Annotated in this window: 20 protein-coding genes; 13 read left to right on the top strand and 7 right to left on the bottom strand. The window is 55.9% G+C overall.

The window, feature by feature from the left end; genetic code table 11:
• Window positions 1–2: 2 nt before the first annotated feature.
• The 6 genes from urtC (at window position 3) to KUO20_RS15405 (ending at window position 4,387) form a co-directional block, all read left to right on the top strand.
• Entirely contained in the window at window positions 3–1,166 is a 1,164-nt protein-coding gene (gene urtC / locus KUO20_RS15430) for an urea ABC transporter permease subunit UrtC (RefSeq protein WP_235040702.1), read from the top strand.
• Window positions 1,163–1,999: an urea ABC transporter ATP-binding protein UrtD gene (gene urtD / locus KUO20_RS15425; protein ID WP_235040701.1), complete on the top strand. Its 837-nt coding sequence runs from the start codon at window positions 1,163–1,165 to the stop codon at window positions 1,997–1,999. Before urtC ends, urtD begins: the two co-directional genes overlap by 4 nt.
• Window positions 1,999–2,709: an urea ABC transporter ATP-binding subunit UrtE gene (gene urtE / locus KUO20_RS15420; protein WP_235040700.1), complete on the top strand. Its 711-nt coding sequence runs from the start codon at window positions 1,999–2,001 to the stop codon at window positions 2,707–2,709. The genes urtD and urtE overlap by 1 nt, the downstream gene beginning before the upstream one ends.
• 159 nt (window positions 2,710–2,868) lie before the next feature.
• A complete protein-coding gene (locus KUO20_RS15415; RefSeq protein WP_235040699.1) occupies window positions 2,869–3,213 on the top strand; it encodes a hypothetical protein in 345 nt (114 codons plus the stop codon).
• 127 nt (window positions 3,214–3,340) lie between these two features.
• Entirely contained in the window at window positions 3,341–3,781 is a 441-nt protein-coding gene (locus KUO20_RS15410; protein WP_235040698.1) for a copper chaperone PCu(A)C, read from the top strand.
• Between the two features lie 27 nt (window positions 3,782–3,808).
• Window positions 3,809–4,387 (top strand): SCO family protein, encoded by a 579-nt coding sequence (locus KUO20_RS15405; protein ID WP_235040697.1) that lies wholly within the window; start codon window positions 3,809–3,811, stop codon window positions 4,385–4,387.
• Window positions 4,388–4,490: 103 nt separating this feature from the next.
• Here the strand turns inward: KUO20_RS15405 and KUO20_RS15400 are convergent, their stop codons facing one another.
• From KUO20_RS15400 to KUO20_RS15385, 4 genes are all read right to left on the bottom strand, one after another.
• Window positions 4,491–5,849: a PepSY-associated TM helix domain-containing protein gene (locus KUO20_RS15400; RefSeq protein ID WP_235040696.1), complete on the bottom strand. Its 1,359-nt coding sequence runs from the start codon at window positions 5,847–5,849 to the stop codon at window positions 4,491–4,493.
• Window positions 5,850–5,934: 85 nt separating this feature from the next.
• Window positions 5,935–8,106, bottom strand: coding sequence for a TonB-dependent receptor domain-containing protein (locus KUO20_RS15395; protein WP_235040695.1), 2,172 nt, complete (start codon window positions 8,104–8,106; stop codon window positions 5,935–5,937).
• 76 nt (window positions 8,107–8,182) lie between these two features.
• Complete coding sequence (locus KUO20_RS15390; protein WP_235040694.1) at window positions 8,183–8,617, bottom strand: DUF2946 domain-containing protein; 435 nt, start codon at window positions 8,615–8,617, stop codon at window positions 8,183–8,185.
• A 122-nt stretch (window positions 8,618–8,739) separates the two neighbouring features.
• Window positions 8,740–8,982 (bottom strand): DUF1272 domain-containing protein, encoded by a 243-nt coding sequence (locus KUO20_RS15385; RefSeq protein WP_235040693.1) that lies wholly within the window; start codon window positions 8,980–8,982, stop codon window positions 8,740–8,742.
• Window positions 8,983–9,305: 323 nt separating this feature from the next.
• Here KUO20_RS15385 and KUO20_RS15380 point away from each other — a divergent pair, with 323 nt between their 5' ends.
• The 7 genes from KUO20_RS15380 (at window position 9,306) to ureG (ending at window position 14,768) form a co-directional block, all read left to right on the top strand.
• Window positions 9,306–10,223, top strand: coding sequence for an urease accessory protein UreD (locus KUO20_RS15380; RefSeq protein WP_235040692.1), 918 nt, complete (start codon window positions 9,306–9,308; stop codon window positions 10,221–10,223).
• A gap of 37 nt (window positions 10,224–10,260) precedes the next feature.
• Complete coding sequence (locus tag KUO20_RS15375) at window positions 10,261–10,563, top strand: urease subunit gamma (protein WP_235040691.1); 303 nt, start codon at window positions 10,261–10,263, stop codon at window positions 10,561–10,563.
• A 23-nt stretch (window positions 10,564–10,586) separates the two neighbouring features.
• The gene (locus KUO20_RS15370) at window positions 10,587–10,907 is read left to right on the top strand and encodes an urease subunit beta (protein WP_096277282.1); all 321 of its coding nucleotides are present in this window, start codon (window positions 10,587–10,589) and stop codon (window positions 10,905–10,907) included.
• A complete protein-coding gene (gene ureC, locus KUO20_RS15365) occupies window positions 10,904–12,619 on the top strand; it encodes an urease subunit alpha (RefSeq protein WP_235040690.1) in 1,716 nt (571 codons plus the stop codon). Before KUO20_RS15370 ends, ureC begins: the two co-directional genes overlap by 4 nt.
• A gap of 209 nt (window positions 12,620–12,828) precedes the next feature.
• Entirely contained in the window at window positions 12,829–13,368 is a 540-nt protein-coding gene (ureE, locus tag KUO20_RS15360; protein ID WP_235040689.1) for an urease accessory protein UreE, read from the top strand.
• Window positions 13,358–14,071 (top strand): urease accessory protein UreF, encoded by a 714-nt coding sequence (locus KUO20_RS15355; protein WP_237673381.1) that lies wholly within the window; start codon window positions 13,358–13,360, stop codon window positions 14,069–14,071. The genes ureE and KUO20_RS15355 overlap by 11 nt, the downstream gene beginning before the upstream one ends.
• A 61-nt stretch (window positions 14,072–14,132) precedes the next feature.
• The gene (gene ureG / locus KUO20_RS15350) at window positions 14,133–14,768 is read left to right on the top strand and encodes an urease accessory protein UreG (protein ID WP_235040687.1); all 636 of its coding nucleotides are present in this window, start codon (window positions 14,133–14,135) and stop codon (window positions 14,766–14,768) included.
• A 245-nt stretch (window positions 14,769–15,013) separates the two neighbouring features.
• Here the strand turns inward: ureG and fdhD are convergent, their stop codons facing one another.
• The 3 genes from fdhD to KUO20_RS15335 all read right to left on the bottom strand — a co-directional run bounded on the left by fdhD (window position 15,014) and on the right by KUO20_RS15335 (window position 17,727).
• Window positions 15,014–15,859, bottom strand: coding sequence for a formate dehydrogenase accessory sulfurtransferase FdhD (gene fdhD, locus KUO20_RS15345; protein ID WP_422823086.1), 846 nt, complete (start codon window positions 15,857–15,859; stop codon window positions 15,014–15,016).
• A gap of 84 nt (window positions 15,860–15,943) precedes the next feature.
• Window positions 15,944–17,206: a TRAP transporter large permease gene (locus KUO20_RS15340; RefSeq protein WP_235040686.1), complete on the bottom strand. Its 1,263-nt coding sequence runs from the start codon at window positions 17,204–17,206 to the stop codon at window positions 15,944–15,946.
• The gene (locus KUO20_RS15335) at window positions 17,203–17,727 is read right to left on the bottom strand and encodes a TRAP transporter small permease (protein WP_235040685.1); all 525 of its coding nucleotides are present in this window, start codon (window positions 17,725–17,727) and stop codon (window positions 17,203–17,205) included. Before KUO20_RS15335 ends, KUO20_RS15340 begins: the two co-directional genes overlap by 4 nt.
• Window position 17,728: the final 1 nt, after the last annotated feature.

The raw sequence follows: 17,728 nt of genomic DNA, 5'->3' as shown, positions 1-17,728 counted from the left end.
CGATGTCATTAACGACCGAATCATCGACCAATTTTTGGCTAATTCGCCCATTCGGCGAGCGCTCTACGCAGATTTTCCTAGCGGTGCTATTGGCAGCGCTAGTGCTGGTGACGCTGCTGCACGTGGCGGTGCCGCCGGAGAATCCACTGCATGTGGGGGCGTATACAGTCAATTTGTTCGGTAAGTACCTAAGCTACGCGCTGCTAGCGGTGGCGGTGGATTTAGTGTGGGGCTATCTGGGTATTTTGAGCCTGGGGCACGGCGCCTTTTTTGCCATTGGCGGGTATGCCATGGGCATGTACCTGATGCGCCAAATAGGTGATCGGGGTACCTACGGCCACCCGGTGCTGCCGGACTTCATGGTGTTCTTAAACTGGGACAGCCTGCCGTGGTTCTGGCAGGGCTTCGACATGGCCTGGTTTGCCTTTGCCATGGTGCTGTTGGCACCGGGGCTGCTGGCGTTAGTGTTTGGCTTCCTGGCGTTTCGCTCGCGGGTGACCGGGGTGTACCTGTCGATCATTACCCAGGCGCTGACGTTTGCCTTAATGCTGGCGTTCTTTCGCAATGAGATGGGGTTTGGCGGCAACAATGGCTTAACCGACTTCCGCGAGCTGCTGGGATACAACCTGCGCAGTAACGATACGCGCCTGGGCCTGTTTATCGCCACCGGGGTTGCGCTGGCGCTGGGTTATATTCTGTGCCGCGCCATAGTGACCAGCAAGCTGGGCCGGGTCAGTATCGCCACGCGTGATGCCGAAGCACGTACGCGCTTTCTTGGCTATCGAGTCGAACGCTTTCAGCTGTTTGTGTTCGTGGTGTCGGCGATGTTGGCAGGCTTGGCGGGAGCGCTGTATGTGCCGCAGGTGGGGATCATTAATCCCAGCGAGTTCTCGCCGATTTTCTCCATTGAGATTGTGCTGTGGGTGGCTTTAGGCGGTCGCGCCACGCTTTATGGCGCGGTGATTGGCGCTATTTTAGTCAACTACGCCAAAACGTTTTTTACCGGCGTCATGCCGGATGCGTGGCTGTTTGCGCTAGGGGGGATGTTCGTACTGGTCACGGTATTTCTGCCCAAGGGTGTGGCGGGGCTGTTTCGCCATATCAAGCGGCGTAAGCGCGACGATAATACCGCCAAACCCACCACGCCCAAGGAGGCTTCCGCATGAGCTTGCTGCAATCGCTAACTCAGCGTGATCGGGTGTTCGACTTTATGGCACCGCAGGATTCACCGGTGGACGTGCGCCATGGCCCTATCCTGTATATGGAGGATGTCACCGTTAGCTTCGATGGCTTTAAAGCGATCAATAACCTTAATTTGACCATTGATGATGGCGAGCTGCGCTGCATTATCGGCCCTAACGGCGCAGGTAAAACCACCATGATGGATATTATCACCGGTAAAACTCGCCCTAATAGCGGCAGCGTTTGGTTTGGCAGCCGCCATAACCTGCTTAATATGAACGAGCCCGATATCGCAAGCTTAGGCATTGGTCGCAAGTTTCAAAAGCCCACGGTGTTTGAAGCGCTCTCGGTATTTGAAAACCTGGAGCTTGCCATGTCGGCGGATAAGCGAATTTTCCCCACGCTCACCGCCCGCATGACCGGTGAGATTAAAGACCGCATCGATGAAGTGCTGGAAACCATCGGCTTGACGGCGCTACGCCACCAGCCCGCGGGTATCCTTTCCCACGGCCAGAAGCAGTGGCTAGAGATCGGTATGCTATTAATGCAGCGCCCGCGCTTACTGCTCGTGGACGAGCCGGTCGCCGGCATGACCGAGCAAGAGATGGAGCGCACCGCTGAACTGCTCACGGGGCTTGCTGGCAAGCAGTCCGTGGTCGTCGTGGAGCACGATATGGGGTTTGTGCGCTCGATTGCACGCCAAGTCACCGTATTGCATCAGGGCAGCGTGCTGGCGGAAGGCACCATGGATCAGGTATCCAGCGACCCCAAGGTGATCGAGGTGTATTTGGGTGCTGATGACGAGGAGGCCGCCTGATGCTAGCCATTGAAAAGCTCAACCAGTTTTATGGCGAAAGCCACACTCTTTGGGACCTGGATCTTGAGGTGCCCGCCGGCCAGTGTACCTGCGTGATGGGCCGCAACGGCGTGGGTAAAACCACGCTATTAAAAGCAGTAATGGGCGAAGTGGCGGTTAAGAGCGGCGCGTTACGCTACACAGGCGGAGATGCAGGTGAGATTGATCTGACGCAAAAAGCCGTTGAACAACGCTCACGGCTGGGAATCGGTTACGTGCCCCAGGGCCGGCAGATTTTTCCACTACTCACCGTGGAAGAGAACCTGCGCACCGGCTTAGCTGCGCGCCGGGACGGGCTGAAGAAAATCCCCGAACGGATATACGAACTGTTCCCCGTGCTGAAAGAAATGAAACACCGCCGTGGCGGCGACCTTTCCGGTGGCCAGCAGCAGCAGCTGGCGATTGGCCGGGCGCTGGTGATTGAACCCCAGCTGCTGATTTTGGATGAGCCGGGGGAGGGCATTCAGCCCAATATCGTCGCCCAGATTGGCCAGGTCATTCGTCAGCTGATTAACGAGGATGGTTTGACGGTGCTACTGGTCGAACAGAAGCTGCCTTTTGCGCGCAAGTACGCCGACCGCTTCGTGATTATGGACCGCGGCCGTCCGGTTGCCAAAGGCGAGATCAGTGAGCTTTCTAACGAGCTTATTAAGCAGCACCTGACGGTATAGCATGCTCAACGAGGCCTTTGAAATAGTCTAGTAGCGCTCCATTGGGTGTGGCAGATTGGCGCAATTGGCCACTCTCAATGGATAAATGGGTCTGCAACCGCTAGAGTCATTGTCAACGACGTTAACCTCAATGTGGACTACTGCTAAGAAAGCTCACCTATGCGTAAAAACCGTCCTTTCATACTGCTTGTCGCCATTCCCCTTACCGCCATCCTCATTTTGGGCGGGCTCATTTTTGGTAGTCAGGCGATGTCTGATCAAAAGCAAGAAGGGGATATTCAGCGAGCATTAGCGACGGCGACATCGCTTGAGACGCCTGGTGACGTCGAGCTTCAGTATTTGCAGAGTGTTAACTACGGCTACGGTGTGTGCGGCTTATACAAAACGCCGTCAGCAGAAAAAGGCTTTGCGCCCTTCTTTTATGACACGACTAACCACGACCTCGTGCTCGATATTAATTCGCGTCGATATAAGTCGAACTGTGCGCTTGGCTCTCTGTGTTAATAGCGCTTCTTTACTAACGCCTGATTAGTCCCATGACAGCGTCCGCTGCGTTGTCGAATAGTGTCTCATCAGGTGGCTTAACACTTTTCTGTCTACAACTTAACGTTAACAATAAGGGGAAGTTAAAATGCTAAACGTGCGTACTAAAGCAGTGTGGGGGCTCTTAGCGTTAGCGCTGTCGGCAGGCAGCGTGCAGGCTGCTGAACCTGAAGTCACCGACGCGAGGCTGAGTCTATTGCCCGGCGACTTACCCGGTGCCGGCTACTTTAATATTACCAATACAAGTGATGAACCGCTCACCTTGGTGGGCGCAGAAAGCGCTGCGTTTCATATGACCGAAATGCACGTTAGCACCACTGAAAATGATATGGCGCGCATGGAGTCTGTTGAAAAAGTCGACGTCGCGCCTGGTGAGAGCTTTGCCTTTGCTCCCAAAGGTTATCATCTTATGTTCATGCACAGAGCTGAGCCGTTGGAGCAAGGCGACGAAGTGGATGTGCTGCTTCACTTTGAAAATCAGCCAGAGCTGCCGGTTACCTTCACCGTCGTTGCTCCCGGATCAATGTAAGACAGTTCTTGCGGTGGATGTTTAGCTATGATTAAAAGGCTATGTTTGTTTATCGGGCTATTGTTGCTAGTAGGATGTAGCGACGAAAGTTGGCGCACTAACGACGTTTCCGACATGCTGCCGGAACTCGATTTTGATTTAGTCAATGAAGATAGCGAGACCGTCGATGAAACGGCCTATGCCGATAAAGCCACGCTGGTTTACTTTGGCTTTACGAACTGCCCTGATGTTTGCCCTATCATGCTTTCAACCGTTGCATCAGCCATACGGCAATTGGATGAGGGTGATCGGGACAAGCTACATGTGTTGTTTATCTCGGTTGATCCTGAGCGTGACACGCCCAGCGTGCTGCAAACCTATACCGATGCATTTGGGCCCGAGTTTATCGGCCTGACCGGCGATAGAGCTGATATAGACGCGGTCGCTAACCGATATCGTATTGCCTACGAATACGGCGAAAAGGATGAGCACGGCAACTATGAGGTCACTCACTCCAGCGCCGTTTTTGCGTTTGATCGCCACGGTAAAGCAAAATTCATGGTCCGCGACAGTGATTCGATGACGTCTATCGTGGCTGACCTTAAGAACTTGGTATCAGGCCCCTGATAATGAGTTTTTAACCATGCCAGACGTGGTTGCTAAGGCACATGTTTAAACACCTTCCGGCCCTTATGCTAGTGATAGCATAAGGGCCGGAGCGTTAGTGAGCTTAGGCTAGTTGTTTTTCTTGTCTTGGACGCACAATCAGCCAATCAAGCAGCAGCATCACGATTAGCGACGCGCCGACAAGCGGAAATAGCAGACCACCGACCGCCAAAATGGCAATCAATCCCCGGAACACGCGTTTATCAGCCGGTAGTGGCGGTACACCCATCGCGCGCGAGGGGCGGCGCTTCCACCACATCACGCCAGCCGATACTGCCAGTAAGATAATCGCCATGCAGACGGCCAGAAACAGCAGCTGATTAAATAACCCAAACTGCTGGCCCATATGCACGTTAATGCCAAACTCCAGCCAGCGACCCAAGGGGCCGTAGTCGGCGTAACTCATGTCGATCAAGCGCTCACCAGTGTACTGGTCCAGATGCACCACGCGCTGCTGGCTAAGGTCATTGGGATAGACCGAGCCGGTGTAAACACCTGTTTCCGTCGTCGGCAGGCTTACCGTATAGCCATGATATAGCCCCAGTTCATTGAAGGTGGCGACAGCGTCGTCCAGGCCAATGCTCTCTGCCTGTTCTGGCCCCTGCGTGGATTCTGGAACCTGCGCCTGTTCGAGTGACCAGCTCGTTGGGCTTTGCTCGCTTAAACGTGCCTCGGACATGGGCACTTCCACCCGTACACCGGCGGGATAGCCGAAATTGTTACCGTTAGCCCACTGATTAACCTGCCCGCCCCATACGCCCGACCAGGGCATGCCGGTAATGGCCAGAAACACAATAAACCCACCGACAAAGATGCCCGTTACAGCGTGAAGATCGCGCCAGAAAACGCGCTTCTTGGGCTTTCCGCGTACGCTAATCACGCCGCCCGCGCCTTTACGCCGTGGCCACCACAGGTAAATGCCGGTGAGCACCAGAAGAATTGACCAGCCGCCGGCTATTTCAATCAGTTTGCGCGCCGTAGGGCCAAAGTATTTCAAACTGTGCAAATAGCGAACGGTCCACATCACCGTGCCACGATCATCCAGCGCACCCAGCACATTGGCAGTATATGGGTCGACGTAAACCGCTAATCGCTCGCCCGCCGTTGTATTAACCGTGATTTCTGCCGAGCTTTCCGGCGTCGCGGGGTCGGTGAATTTTATAGCGGTGCCGGGGTGGGCCGTCAGCGCTGCGCTCACCAGTGAAGAGGGCGGCAGCACTGCCTCTTGAACAGCCACGCGCTTCACATCAGCGTGTATCAGTGCATCCAGTTCGTCTCTGAAAAGGTACAGCCCGCCGGTAATCGCCAGGGTAATCATAAAGGGCAGCACCAAAAGGCCTGCATAAAAATGCCAGCGCCAGACGGCGCGATACAGATCGAAGGTCTTGCGTTTACCTTCTTGTGGGGATGATGCACTAGACATGCAGTGTCTCCAGACCACCAGGCATCTAGCCTGGTGGTTTTAAGCGGTAAGGATAAACAGGTGCTCTACTAAGCACCTAAGTAAATTAGAAGCTGAAATCGGCCCGTGCCCACACCATGCGGCCAGGCTCATTAATGCCGCGATCCAAATCAGCGGGGTAGCCAAAGGATGCATTACCCGCCAGATTCAAGTGCTCGGTGTAGGTGGTGTCGAACACGTTATCCACCCCCATACTCAAGGTCAGGTGGTTGCTTGCCTGATACGCGCCGTTAAGCGAGAACACCCCGAAGCCTGAGGACGATTCCAGGTCCTGGCCGACGACATTGCCTTTTTCCAGCGCAGTGCGGTTTTGTGCCGCAACGCCACGCCATAGGCCACCCACGGAGTAGGCATCGCGTGCATAGGTCAGGCCGACATTCGCTTCCAGCGGCGGGATCTGGGGTAATGCTTCATCGTCATTGGCATTTCGCCCCCAGGCATAGGCCAGCGAGGCATTGCTTACCCAGTTGTCGGTTATTTGATAGCTGGCGCCCACTTCGGCACCCGCAATCTGGGCATCGATGTTATCGATTTGAGTACCGCCCATACCCGCGGTGTTGTAATCGAACAAGATGAAATCGTTAACATACCCGGCATACCCTGACACCCATGCGCTTAGGCGCTGGTCGTTGTACTGCGCGCCGATATCCAGCTGGGTGGTTTTTTCGGGTTGAACACCGTCAAAGGCATTCACGCTACCGGCCGGGCCTGCCTGGCTGGAACTCAGTTCCCAGTAGTCGGGAAAGCGTTCCACATGCCCAATACCGGCATACCAAGTGACCGGTGCTGAGGTTAAATCCTGCTCGTAGCGGATAAAGGCGCTGGGCAGGGTGTCGCGGCGGGTGAGCCCGGCAGTATCCGTGTCCAGGCTTTCGTCACTGACGCGATAGCGGTCCAAGCGAGCCCCACCAATAAGGCGATCACGGTCACCGATAAAACGGGTGACTTCGCTGAAGGCGCCAAACTGGGTCTGCTCGTAGTCCGGCTGCCAGCGCTCGCCATCCAGATTGCGGTGTACCTGATGCTCAACATCGACACCGGCAGTCCACGTAGTATTCTCCCACTCCCACGTTGATGCGACGCGCGCGCTGCGGGTGCGGCGATCTAGCCGCATAGCCATGCCGTCACTCATGTCCATGCTGCCGCCCATGTCCATGCCGCCACCCATATCCATGCCGCCGCCCATATCCATGCCGCCGCCCATATCCATGCTGCCGCCCATGTCCATGCCGCCACCCATGTCCATGCTGCCCGGTGAACGTAGCGTGAAGTTATCCATAATATGGTCGGCATAGGCATAGTTGGCCTGCATTTCCAGGCGTTTCCAGTGCTCGCCTAAATTCTCGCGCTGGAAACGAATGCCCACGGTTTCGCGCAGGAATTTACTGCCATCCATACCCCGCCCGGCATAGCGCGCTTCACCGTCTCCTCGGCCTGCGGTGACTTCAAGCCAGGTATCATCGTCGGGTGTCCAACCAAGCGCTACGTCACCGTTCCACTTATCCCATAACGAGGGCACGGCGTTGCCGTCGCCATCCTGATAGTCATTGGCTTCGGATTGGTTGCCGGTAAGGCGCAGGTAGCCGTCTTGATTACCCATAGCGGCATCAATGCGGCGATCAAAGCGCCCATAGGTACCCAACATGACGCTGCCATCTATACGTACGCCAGCTTCATCGAACTCCTCCGGGCCGCGGTCAAAGCGCACCGTTGCCGCTGAAGCGCCAGGGCCCCACAGAACGGACTGCGGACCTTTGGTGACGGTGAGGCTGTCGTAATTTTCAGGTGAGATATAGGACGTAGGCGCGTCCATGCGCGCTGGGCAGGCGCCGAGCATCTGGTTGCCATTGGTAAGAATGCGCAACCGAGAGCCAAACATGCCACGGAAAACCGGGTCACCGTTGGTGCCGCCGTTACGAATGGCAGAGAACCCGGGGATGGTCTGCAGATAGTCGGCGCCGTCGCTGGCAGGGGCCGGTTGTCGCGGTATGCGCGGGTCGGTTTCCACCGTGAGCGGTGAGCTTAGCGGTACGGCGGTCACCACCATCGTATTCAGCGAATGCTGATGCTCGTGGTGAGCGGAAGGCGACTGCGCCCATACGCCTTGGACAGCGAAGCCTGATGCCGCGGCGATGCTTAATGTCAGTGCGTGTCGTTGAAAACGGTTTTTCAAGCGGGCAGGCGTAACGACGCCATGCCCAATAACTGGATGCGACATGATGATCCCTTTTTCTTGGTATACACAGCCGCCAGCCAGAAGCGAGCTTCAGGCTGAAAGGGCTGATGATGTGGCGTTATACAAAGCGGAAAAAGGGTGGGGCGCGCGTTAGCGCGTGGGGGTAGTTGTCGCAGGACTGCATCGCCTGCTTCGGTTGCGTCAGCAGAGTGTTATGCTTGATAAACGCCTGCAGGCTGATCGCGGGAAGAAAAGTATGCGTTGTCGGAAACTGCTGCCAGACCGCGCAATAGCCACATTGGTGGAACCAGGTGAAAATAGGTTCTAGCGTTTCAACGTGACTCGTATGATGCTGATGGTTATTACTTGCTTGCGGGGCCGCGTGTTGATGATGGTCGCCAGTGTGGTGACTAGCTTTGTGATCAGCGTGATGCTCCCCGTTGGCCTGATACTGCGAAATGAGCGGCCCCACCAGCAGCAGACTCATCGCCACAAACGCTATAAAAAGCGCTGTGCGATACCAGAGCCTGTCTGCAGAACGTTGTAATTGCACGAAGCCATCTACCTTGGTGGGCAGCAGAGCAGTTGCTGCTGGAGCGAGAAGTAGATGTTATCGGAAAGCTTCCAAATGAAAAGTAGCCAGCCTGTGGTCTTTTGACACATAGCGGTAAACCGCTAGGCCCTGTTACCGCCGTGAGCTTTAACGATACGCTCGCTTGACGCCGGGTACTTCACCAGTAAGTGGCTGGGTCGAAGTGGGCGTTGTGCAAAGTTGCCCCCACAGTTTGGGCAGAGCCCATCCAACACGTCATTGGCACACGTTGGGCAAAACGTACATTCAAACGTGCAGATCAGCGCGTCTGCTTCAGGCGGTAAATCTTTATCGCAGCATTCACAGTTGGGGCGCAGTTCAAGCATGGGCAGGCTCCTATGTCAGTGCGTTAGAGAGCGTAGCTATTTGGCTATATTAACTAATGTTATGCCATTAACTGGCTAAGGCGAACAGCACTCTTTGTTAAGGCGGATGTTGCGTTAATCGAGAGTTGTGAATAACGCTAAGAGCATCTTTTTGGTGCATTAAATTATTTTTTTGATCGCTACTGGTGCAGGCGGGGCTGGTCAAAGATGCATTTTGATACCTAAGCCTATGTAAGCGTTGCTTTAAGCTGTCTTTCACTATTTTGGCGCATTAATTGCACTTGTTATTGAAACGCCTATTAAAAAGAGAGCAGCCGCGCCTCATGATTTTGTGCGACACCACAACACCGACGCTGCACGCTGACTCCGGGCATCGCTTTGATGCAAGCCGCCGCTGGGCGGCCTCGCTGGCATTAACGTTTGCTCAGCGCGGTGGCGCCACGCGAATGGTACAGGCGCGCCATCAGGGGCCGCTGCGAGTGCAGCGGCCTTTCTATCCAGAGGGGCGCTACATGGAAGGCAAGAGCGGTGCCTACGACGGCCCTTGCCATGTTTATGTGCTGCATCCGCCCGGCGGATTAGTGAGTGGCGATGCGTTAACCATTTCGGCCCAGGTAAAAAGCGGTGCCCATGCGCTGCTCACCACGCCCGCGGCCAACAAACTGTACAAAGCCGACAGCCAAGGCGTTGCCTGGACCCAGCACACTCAGCTAAACGTGGAAGACGACGCGATTCTGGAATGGCTGCCTCAAGAAACCATCGCCTTTGATGGCTCGAAAGGTGAGCAGCGCACGCATATCGCCCTGCACGGCAGCGCTCGCTGCTTAGGTTGGGAAATGATGGCGCTGGGGCGCCCGGCAAGCGATTTGCCCTACATTTCTGGGCGCATTGAACAACACTTTCGGCTCACGTTAGATGGCCGGCCGCTGTGGTTAGAGCGCCAGCCACTTGACCCGTTACACCCGCGCTTTGCAGGACGCTGGGGGCAAGGCGGCGCAACCGTACAGGCTACTCTCTGGGCGGTAGGTATTGCTGATGCACCTGCCGCTATTGATGCCCTGCGCGAAGCGCTGCCGGATAACCCCCGCTGGGCCGTCACCGTGCGTTACGGCGTACTGCTGCTGCGCTACTTGGGCCATTCACGCAATGAAGCCTGGGCGCTGTGTGAACAGGCCTGGCAGCTGCTGCGCCCGCGCTGGATTGAACGTGAAGCGCATACGCCGCGTATTTGGCTAACCTGATAATCACGCTTGTGCTACACCTGTGGAGAGACACCCAATGGAATTAACCCCGCGAGACAAAGATAAGCTGATGCTGTTTTCAGCCGCCCAGCTTGCCGAGCGCCGCAAAGCGCGTGGTTTGAAACTCAACTATCCCGAAGCGGTGGCGCTGATCAGCTTTGAAATCATTGAAGGTGCTCGGGATGGCCGCAGCGTGGCGGATTTAATGAGCTATGGCCGTGAAATACTTAGCCGTGAAGACGTAATGGAAGGCGTTGCCGAGATGGTTGACGAAGTCCAGGTAGAAGCCACGTTTCCGGATGGTACTAAGCTGGTCACTGTGCACACTCCCATCAACTAAGCGCCCCTCTTGGAGAAGATACGATGATTCCTGGTGAGTATCAGTTAAAAGAGGGCGATATCGAGCTGTGCGTGGGACGTGAGCGCATTACGGTAGACGTTGCGAATACCGGCGACCGGCCCATCCAGCTAGGCTCTCACTATCATTTTGCTGAAGCCAATCCCGCGCTCATTTTCGATCGCGTCAAAACACGCGGCTTTCGTTTAGACGTGGCAGCAGGCACGGCGATTCGCTTTGAGCCTGGCCAGACTCGTGAAGTCACGCTGATTCCCTTTGTCGGCAAGCGCGAAATTTACGGATTCCGTGGCGAAGTCATGGGTGCGCTCGATGGAGGTAAACAATGAAACCGGTTAATAAGATCAGTCGGCGGGCCTATGCCGACATGTATGGCCCCACGGTGGGCGACCGTGTGCGCCTGGGCGACACCGAGCTGTGGATTGAAGTTGAAAAAGACGCCACGCATTACGGCGATGAAGTGAAGTTCGGCGGTGGCAAAGTGATTCGCGATGGCATGGGCCAAAGCCAGCGTGTGGATGACATGGTGATGGATACTGTGATCACCAACGCGCTGATTTTAGACTGGTGGGGCATCGTTAAAGCCGATGTAGGGCTGCAAAATGGCCGGATCGCTGCGATTGGAAAATCCGGCAATCCGGACGTACAGCCCGATGTAGACATCGTGATTGGCCCCGGCACTGAGATTATCTCAGGCGAAGGCAAAATTCTTACCGCGGGCGGCATCGACTCGCATATTCACTTTATTTGCCCCCAGCAGGTCGAAGAAGCATTGATGAGTGGTATCACTACCATGCTAGGCGGCGGCACCGGGCCGGCTACCGGTACCAACGCCACGACCTGCACGCCCGGCGCCTGGCATATTGGTAAAATGCTGCAAGCCGTTGATGATTTGCCAATGAATATCGGCCTGTTGGGTAAAGGTAACGCCAGCCTGCCTGAGGCGCTTGAGGCCCAGCTAGAAGCGGGTGCCATGGGCCTAAAGCTCCACGAAGATTGGGGCACCACGCCGGCCTCCATTGATAACTGCTTAACCGTGGCGGAAAAGTATGATGTGCAGATTGCTATTCATACCGACACGCTCAACGAGTCGGGCTTTGTCGAAGACACCCTGGCAGCCTTTAAAGAGCGCGGTATTCACACCTATCACACTGAAGGGGCGGGCGGCGGCCACGCGCCGGATATCCTAACCGCCTGTTCGAAAGAGTACGTGCTGCCGTCATCCACCAACCCGACACGGCCCTACACGATCAACACCATCGACGAGCATCTGGATATGCTGATGGTGTGTCATCACCTTGACCCTAATATTCCTGAAGACGTGGCCTTTGCAGACTCACGCATCCGCCGCGAAACCATTGCCGCTGAAGACATTCTGCATGATCTTGGCGTGATCTCGATGATCGCCTCAGACTCCCAAGCCATGGGGCGCGTAGGCGAGGTGGTCTGCCGCACCTGGCAAACTGCGCATAAAATGAGAGTACAGCGGGGCTTACTGCCAGAAGACGAAGCACTGGGCGCCGATAACTTTCGCGCTAAGCGCTATATCGCTAAATACACCATCAATCCAGCGATCACGCACGGTATCGCCCATGAAGTGGGATCAATAGAAGTGGGTAAACTGGCTGACCTGGTGCTGTGGAAGCCTGCTTTCTTCGGTGTTAAACCGGCACTGATTTTAAAAGGCGGCATGATTGTGGGCGCGCCCATGGGCGATCCCAATGCTTCAATTCCCACGCCGCAGCCGGTTCACTACCGGCCCATGTTTGGCGCCTTTGGCCGTGCCACTAGTCAAATTCGGCTCAACTTCGTTAGCCAGGCCGCGCTAGATGCCGGTATTAAGGAGCGCCTGGGCCTGCAAAGCACCCTGGCTGCGTGTAAAAACGTTCGCGGTGTTCGTAAAAAAGATATGAAGCTTAATGATGCCTGCCCCGAACTCACCGTCGACCCGCAAACCTACGAAGTGCGCTGTGACGGCGAGATTTTAACCTGTGAACCGGCCACCGAGCTGCCGCTGGCCCAGCGCTATCACTTGTTTTGAAAGAGTGGGCGACACCTCCACAGTCAGATTAGCCGGGGTAGCTCGTAGTGAGAGTCTTTTGCCATGGCCGGAAAATGTTCCCAACAATTCCGGCATTTCCGCCATCCATGGCGGTCAGATGGCACAAGTAGCTTACAAGGATGTATTTACAGCGCCCTCACGTAGGGCTATCCCGGCTAGGCTGCGGAAAATTTCAACGGGAAATAGCAATGCTAAAACTGATAGAACGTTTAGGGCCGATAGACGAGAGCGCCGCTAATGACACGCTCACGCTGCCCTTTGAGCTGCGCATTCGTGGTCGCTTAAAAGCAAAAAGCGACAGTGGCCGTGAGCTTGGGTTGTTTTTAGATCGCGGGCCGGTACTGCGTAGCGGCGAAGGCCTAAAAGCTGAAAGCGGCGAAGTGGTACGTATCTGTGCCGCCATAGAACCGGTGGTTACCGCGCGAGTGAGTACTGGCTTACCGCTTGCGCGGCTGGCTTATCATCTGGGTAATCGCCACGTTCAGTTAGCCTTAGGTGACGATGAAAAAGGCAGCTGGGTGCGCTTCCCGCCCGATCACGTGCTGGAGGAACTGGCCGTGCTGTTAGGCGCCACGCTGGAGCACCATGACGCGACCTTCGACCCAGAACCGGGCGCCTATAACCAAATAGGCGGTGGGCACTCCCATGGCCATGCGCACGGCCACGACCATACGCACGATCACGATCACGATCACGATCATGCGCATGAGCACCACCATGCCCACTGAGCAAACCGCATCCGCCGGGCAGCACGACGATTTAGCGCTGCTTGGGCTGATGCAGCTGGTTAGCCCGGCGTTGCCCATTGGGGCATTTGCTTTCTCGCAAGGCTTGGAAAGCGCGTTTGAGCTTGACTGGGTACGGGATGAGGCCAGCCTGACTGAATGGCTGTGCGGCGTCTTAGAAGATGGCATAACGCGCTGCGAACTACCGGTACTCGCGCGGTTGCACAAGGCCATTGGTTGCGCAGACCGCGATTCAATCGCGCAGTGGGATGAGTGGCTGGCCGCCACGCGGGAAACGGCGGAGTTAGCCGCTGAAGATAGCCGCCTGGGCGCATCGCTAAAGCGCTTGTTGGGCAGTTTGAACCTGATGCCAAGTGAAGACTTACTTCCGCCTTTGCTACCGGCTCACCCTGGCTATGTGACGCTCTTTGCCTTCGCGGCCCACCTGCGTGGCGCGTCTATTCGGCAAATGTTGCTCGGCTTTGCCTGGGCGTGGCTGGAAAATCAGCTAGCCGTGGCCTGCAAAGCGCTACCGCTTGGCCACACCGCCGCGCAGCGCATTATTGAGCAGCTGCGCCCCGCTTTGGTCGCTGCGGTTGATCATGCGCTGACGTTAGATGACGACGAGCTTGGCCCGGTGCTGCCTGGGTTGGCGCTCGCCAGCGCATTACACGAAACGCAATATTCACGCCTGTTTAGAAGCTAAAATATTTACCTTTAAGAAGTTAAATAGCTCAGCGGTTAACCCGCTTATTGAGGACATAGTTATGACGCACTGTTTACGTATTGGAGTAGGCGGCCCGGTGGGTTCTGGTAAAACGGCGCTGCTCAAGCAGCTTTGCCTAGCGCTACGCGATTATTACGATATCGCCGTGGTCACTAACGATATCTATACCCGCGAAGACGCCGATTTTTTGCTCAAACACGATGCCCTGCCAGCAGATCGCATTTTGGGCGTCGAAACCGGCGGCTGCCCGCATACGGCTATTCGTGAAGATGCTTCGATGAACCTTGCCGCCATTGATGAGCTACAGGCGCGCCACCCGAAGCTTGAGCTAGTGATGGTGGAGTCGGGTGGCGATAACCTTTCGGCGACCTTTAGCCCTGAGCTTTCCGATCTAACGCTTTACGTGATCGACGTTTCCGCTGGGGACAAAATTCCGCGCAAGGGCGGGCCAGGCATCACCAAGTCTGATTTGCTGATTATCAATAAGATGGATATCGCGGAACAGGTTCACGCGTCGTTAGACATTATGGCGCGAGATTCCAAGAAGATGCGCGGCGAGCGGCCGTTTGTATTTACCAATCTCTATGACGGGGTCGGGCTTGAGGAGATCATCCGCTTTATTCTCGATAAAGGGATGCTTGACGAGCGTCGGCCTGGTGTTACGACAGCCGTATAACAAAAAAGTCGCCCTGACCAGGCGGTATAAGTGGTCGGGGCAACTGAAGAATGTGGTTAGCAGCTTGCTAAAACGGGCCATCCTTGGCCACCACCTAAGTACATTGAACGACTAACCTAATGCACACCTTAACCCATGTTATGAAACCTACAATTGTTAGCTAAATAACTGCTTACACAGTAGAAAAATACCTAAAGTGGGCAAAATTGGCACATGTAAGACCATCAGTTTAAGGGGCTTTCGCGCTAGTCATCCTGTCCATAGGCAGCTGTTGTAAGAGGGCGGTGATAGATCAAATGACGACCTGGGCGTGCAAAGCCAGCCAGCAGTAAACCCGCCTCGCGGGCCTGTTCCACTGCCAGCGCCGTGGCCGCAGAGACAGCGACCAGCGCACCAATGCCTGCGCTGGCACACTTGTGCACCATCTCGTAGCTAGCCCTACTTGATACCAGCACAAAGCCTTCATCAAGCGGCACCCCATCGCGGGCCAGAGAGCCGATCAGCTTGTCTAACGCATTGTGGCGGCCAACATCCTCGCGCAGCCGTTGAATGCGCCCGTGTAAATCGCACCAGGCGGCACCGTGGCTGGCGCCAGTCACCGCCTGTAACGGCTGGTGGGCGGATAATTCGCCAAGCGCGTGCTGAATAGCCGCGTCGCTAAGCGCTGGCGCAACCACATGGGGAACCGGGCGAATCGCTTGTTCCAAGGATTCTGTTCCGCATAGACCGCAGCCGGTGCGGCCGGTCAAATTGCGGCGGCGCTGTTTGAGTTCCACCAATCTTTGGGTCGAAATCGTTAGGTGAACGGCCAGCCCATGCTCTTCCTCACTTAGCTCCATGTCATAGCACTCGTGCGGATGGGCAAGGATACCTTCAGAAAGGCTAAACCCCAGCGCCAAGTCTTCCAGGTCGGTAGGGCTGGCCATCATCACCGCGTGGGAGATGCCGTTGTAGACCAGCGCCACCGGTACTTCCAGTGCCAGCATGTCCTCCTGAACGTTGGCATGCCAGCCAGTGGCATCGTGGCGCACCTCCATTGGCTGATACGCCAAGGCGGCCTGTGACGAGCTTGTTGGGCGCTGTGCGCTCATGGTGTCTCCTGCTAAGCCCGACCAAGCCATCCTGGGCTTGGTCTAAGGCATTGAAGGTGGCTGCGCCCACAAAGGTCTGCGTTGTTAACGTCCCGACCAGCCCATGAGTATCGGCACGTAAACGACAAGCAATAGCACGCCAATCAGCCCCAATAAATACGGCACGATGGCGCGGGTGATGCGCTCAAGCGGCAGCTGCGTGATCGATGACGCCACGTACAGGTTAATCGCCACCGGCGGGGTAATCATGCCAATGGAAAGCCCCACTACAATGATCAAACCAAAGTGGATAGGGTCAATCCCTAGCTGCAGCACCAGCGGTAACAGCACCGGCGTGAGAATAATCAGCGCACTGGCCGTTTCAATAAACACTCCGGTGAGCAAAATAATGCCAACCACCAGCAGCATAATCACGTAAGGGTTGGTCGAGAGCGACAGCACGGCTTGAGCAATGGCGCCCGGCACCTGCCAGCTGGAGAGCGTCCAGCTCAGCACCGCTGACATCGCAATCACTAGCATAATCACCGCCGTGGTCATCGCCGAGCGAATCAACAGCTTATAAACCTGCACTAGCGTAAGGTCACGGTACACAAACAGCGATACCAGCATGGCGTAATTAACCGCGACGACCGCGGCTTCGGACGGTGTGAATAGCCCCGTGAAAATACCGCCCAGGATGATCGCCGGCGTCATCAGCCCCCAGCTGGCATCTTTAAAGGTGCGCAGAATAGTGGTTAGCGATAGCGGCGTACCTTTAGGGTATTGGCGCTTATAAGCCTGCGCAATGGCGATGGCCATTAGCCCTAATCCCATTGCGAGCCCTGGCAAAAAGCCGTTTAAAAACAGCTTGGATACCGACTGTTGGGCAATAACCGCATAGATAATCATCGGCACCGAGGGCGGAATGACCACGCCAATGGTGCCGCTCGCCGCGATCAGGCTAGCCGCCGAGGCCGGATCGTAACCCTTGCGCTTAAGCTCTGGCACAAGACTTGAACCCACGGCCGCCGTTGTAGCGGCCCCTGAGCCGGAAATCGCGGCAAAGAACATGCCCGCCATTACGGAAACTACCGACAGCCCGCCGCGCATAAAACCCACTAGCGAATCGGCAAAGCTGACCAGTTTCTCGCTCACCTTACCCTGCGCCATCAAATCACCGGCCAGAATAAACATCGGGATCGCGACGAGCGCAAAGGAGTTGATGCCCTGAAACATCTGCTGGGTTACTACCATCAGCGGCACGCCCGACTGATACAGGGCATACAGGGCGCTTGCGCCAATCGCAAAAGCGATCGGCACGCCCAGCAGCATAAATAGGAAGAAAAGCCCAAATAGTAGTAGCGTCATAGTGGCTCCTCCTGGTGATGAGAGGTCTCGCCGTTAAGCAGCAGCTCTAGAATATCGACCAGCGCATACCACGCCATCATGGCCGCGCAGATAGGCATCACCGCATACACGTAGGTCATCGACAAGCGCAGCGAGGCAGATTTCTGAAAGCTCTGCACCTGCATATAGCGGTAGCCAATCACAATCAGCGTGATCATAAAGGCCAGCACGATGAGTAGGGCGATAATCCGTGCCGCTTGGCGAAGTCGGCCGGGCAGGGCATCCACCGCAAAGGTCACGGCAATATGCCGCCCGCGCTGAAACGCCAGGGTGCCGGCCAAAAAGGTGATCCATACCAGTAGAAAACGGGCGACTTCTTCGGTCCAGCCGACGGCGCTAAACAGTACCCGCGAGACAATTTGCAGCGTGATCACGCCAATCAGGGCGGCCATGCCAAGGAATACGATAGGCTGGAGAATCTTATCCAGCCCGCGCTCAATGCCTCTTAATAGCGATAATAACGATTGCGACAAAGTGGCCACG

This window comes from Vreelandella profundi (assembly GCF_019722725.1).
Lineage (GTDB): Bacteria > Pseudomonadota > Gammaproteobacteria > Pseudomonadales > Halomonadaceae > Vreelandella > Vreelandella profundi.
The sequence above is the reverse complement of the archived record's forward strand: the minus strand, read 5'-3'. Positions and strand labels throughout refer to the sequence as shown.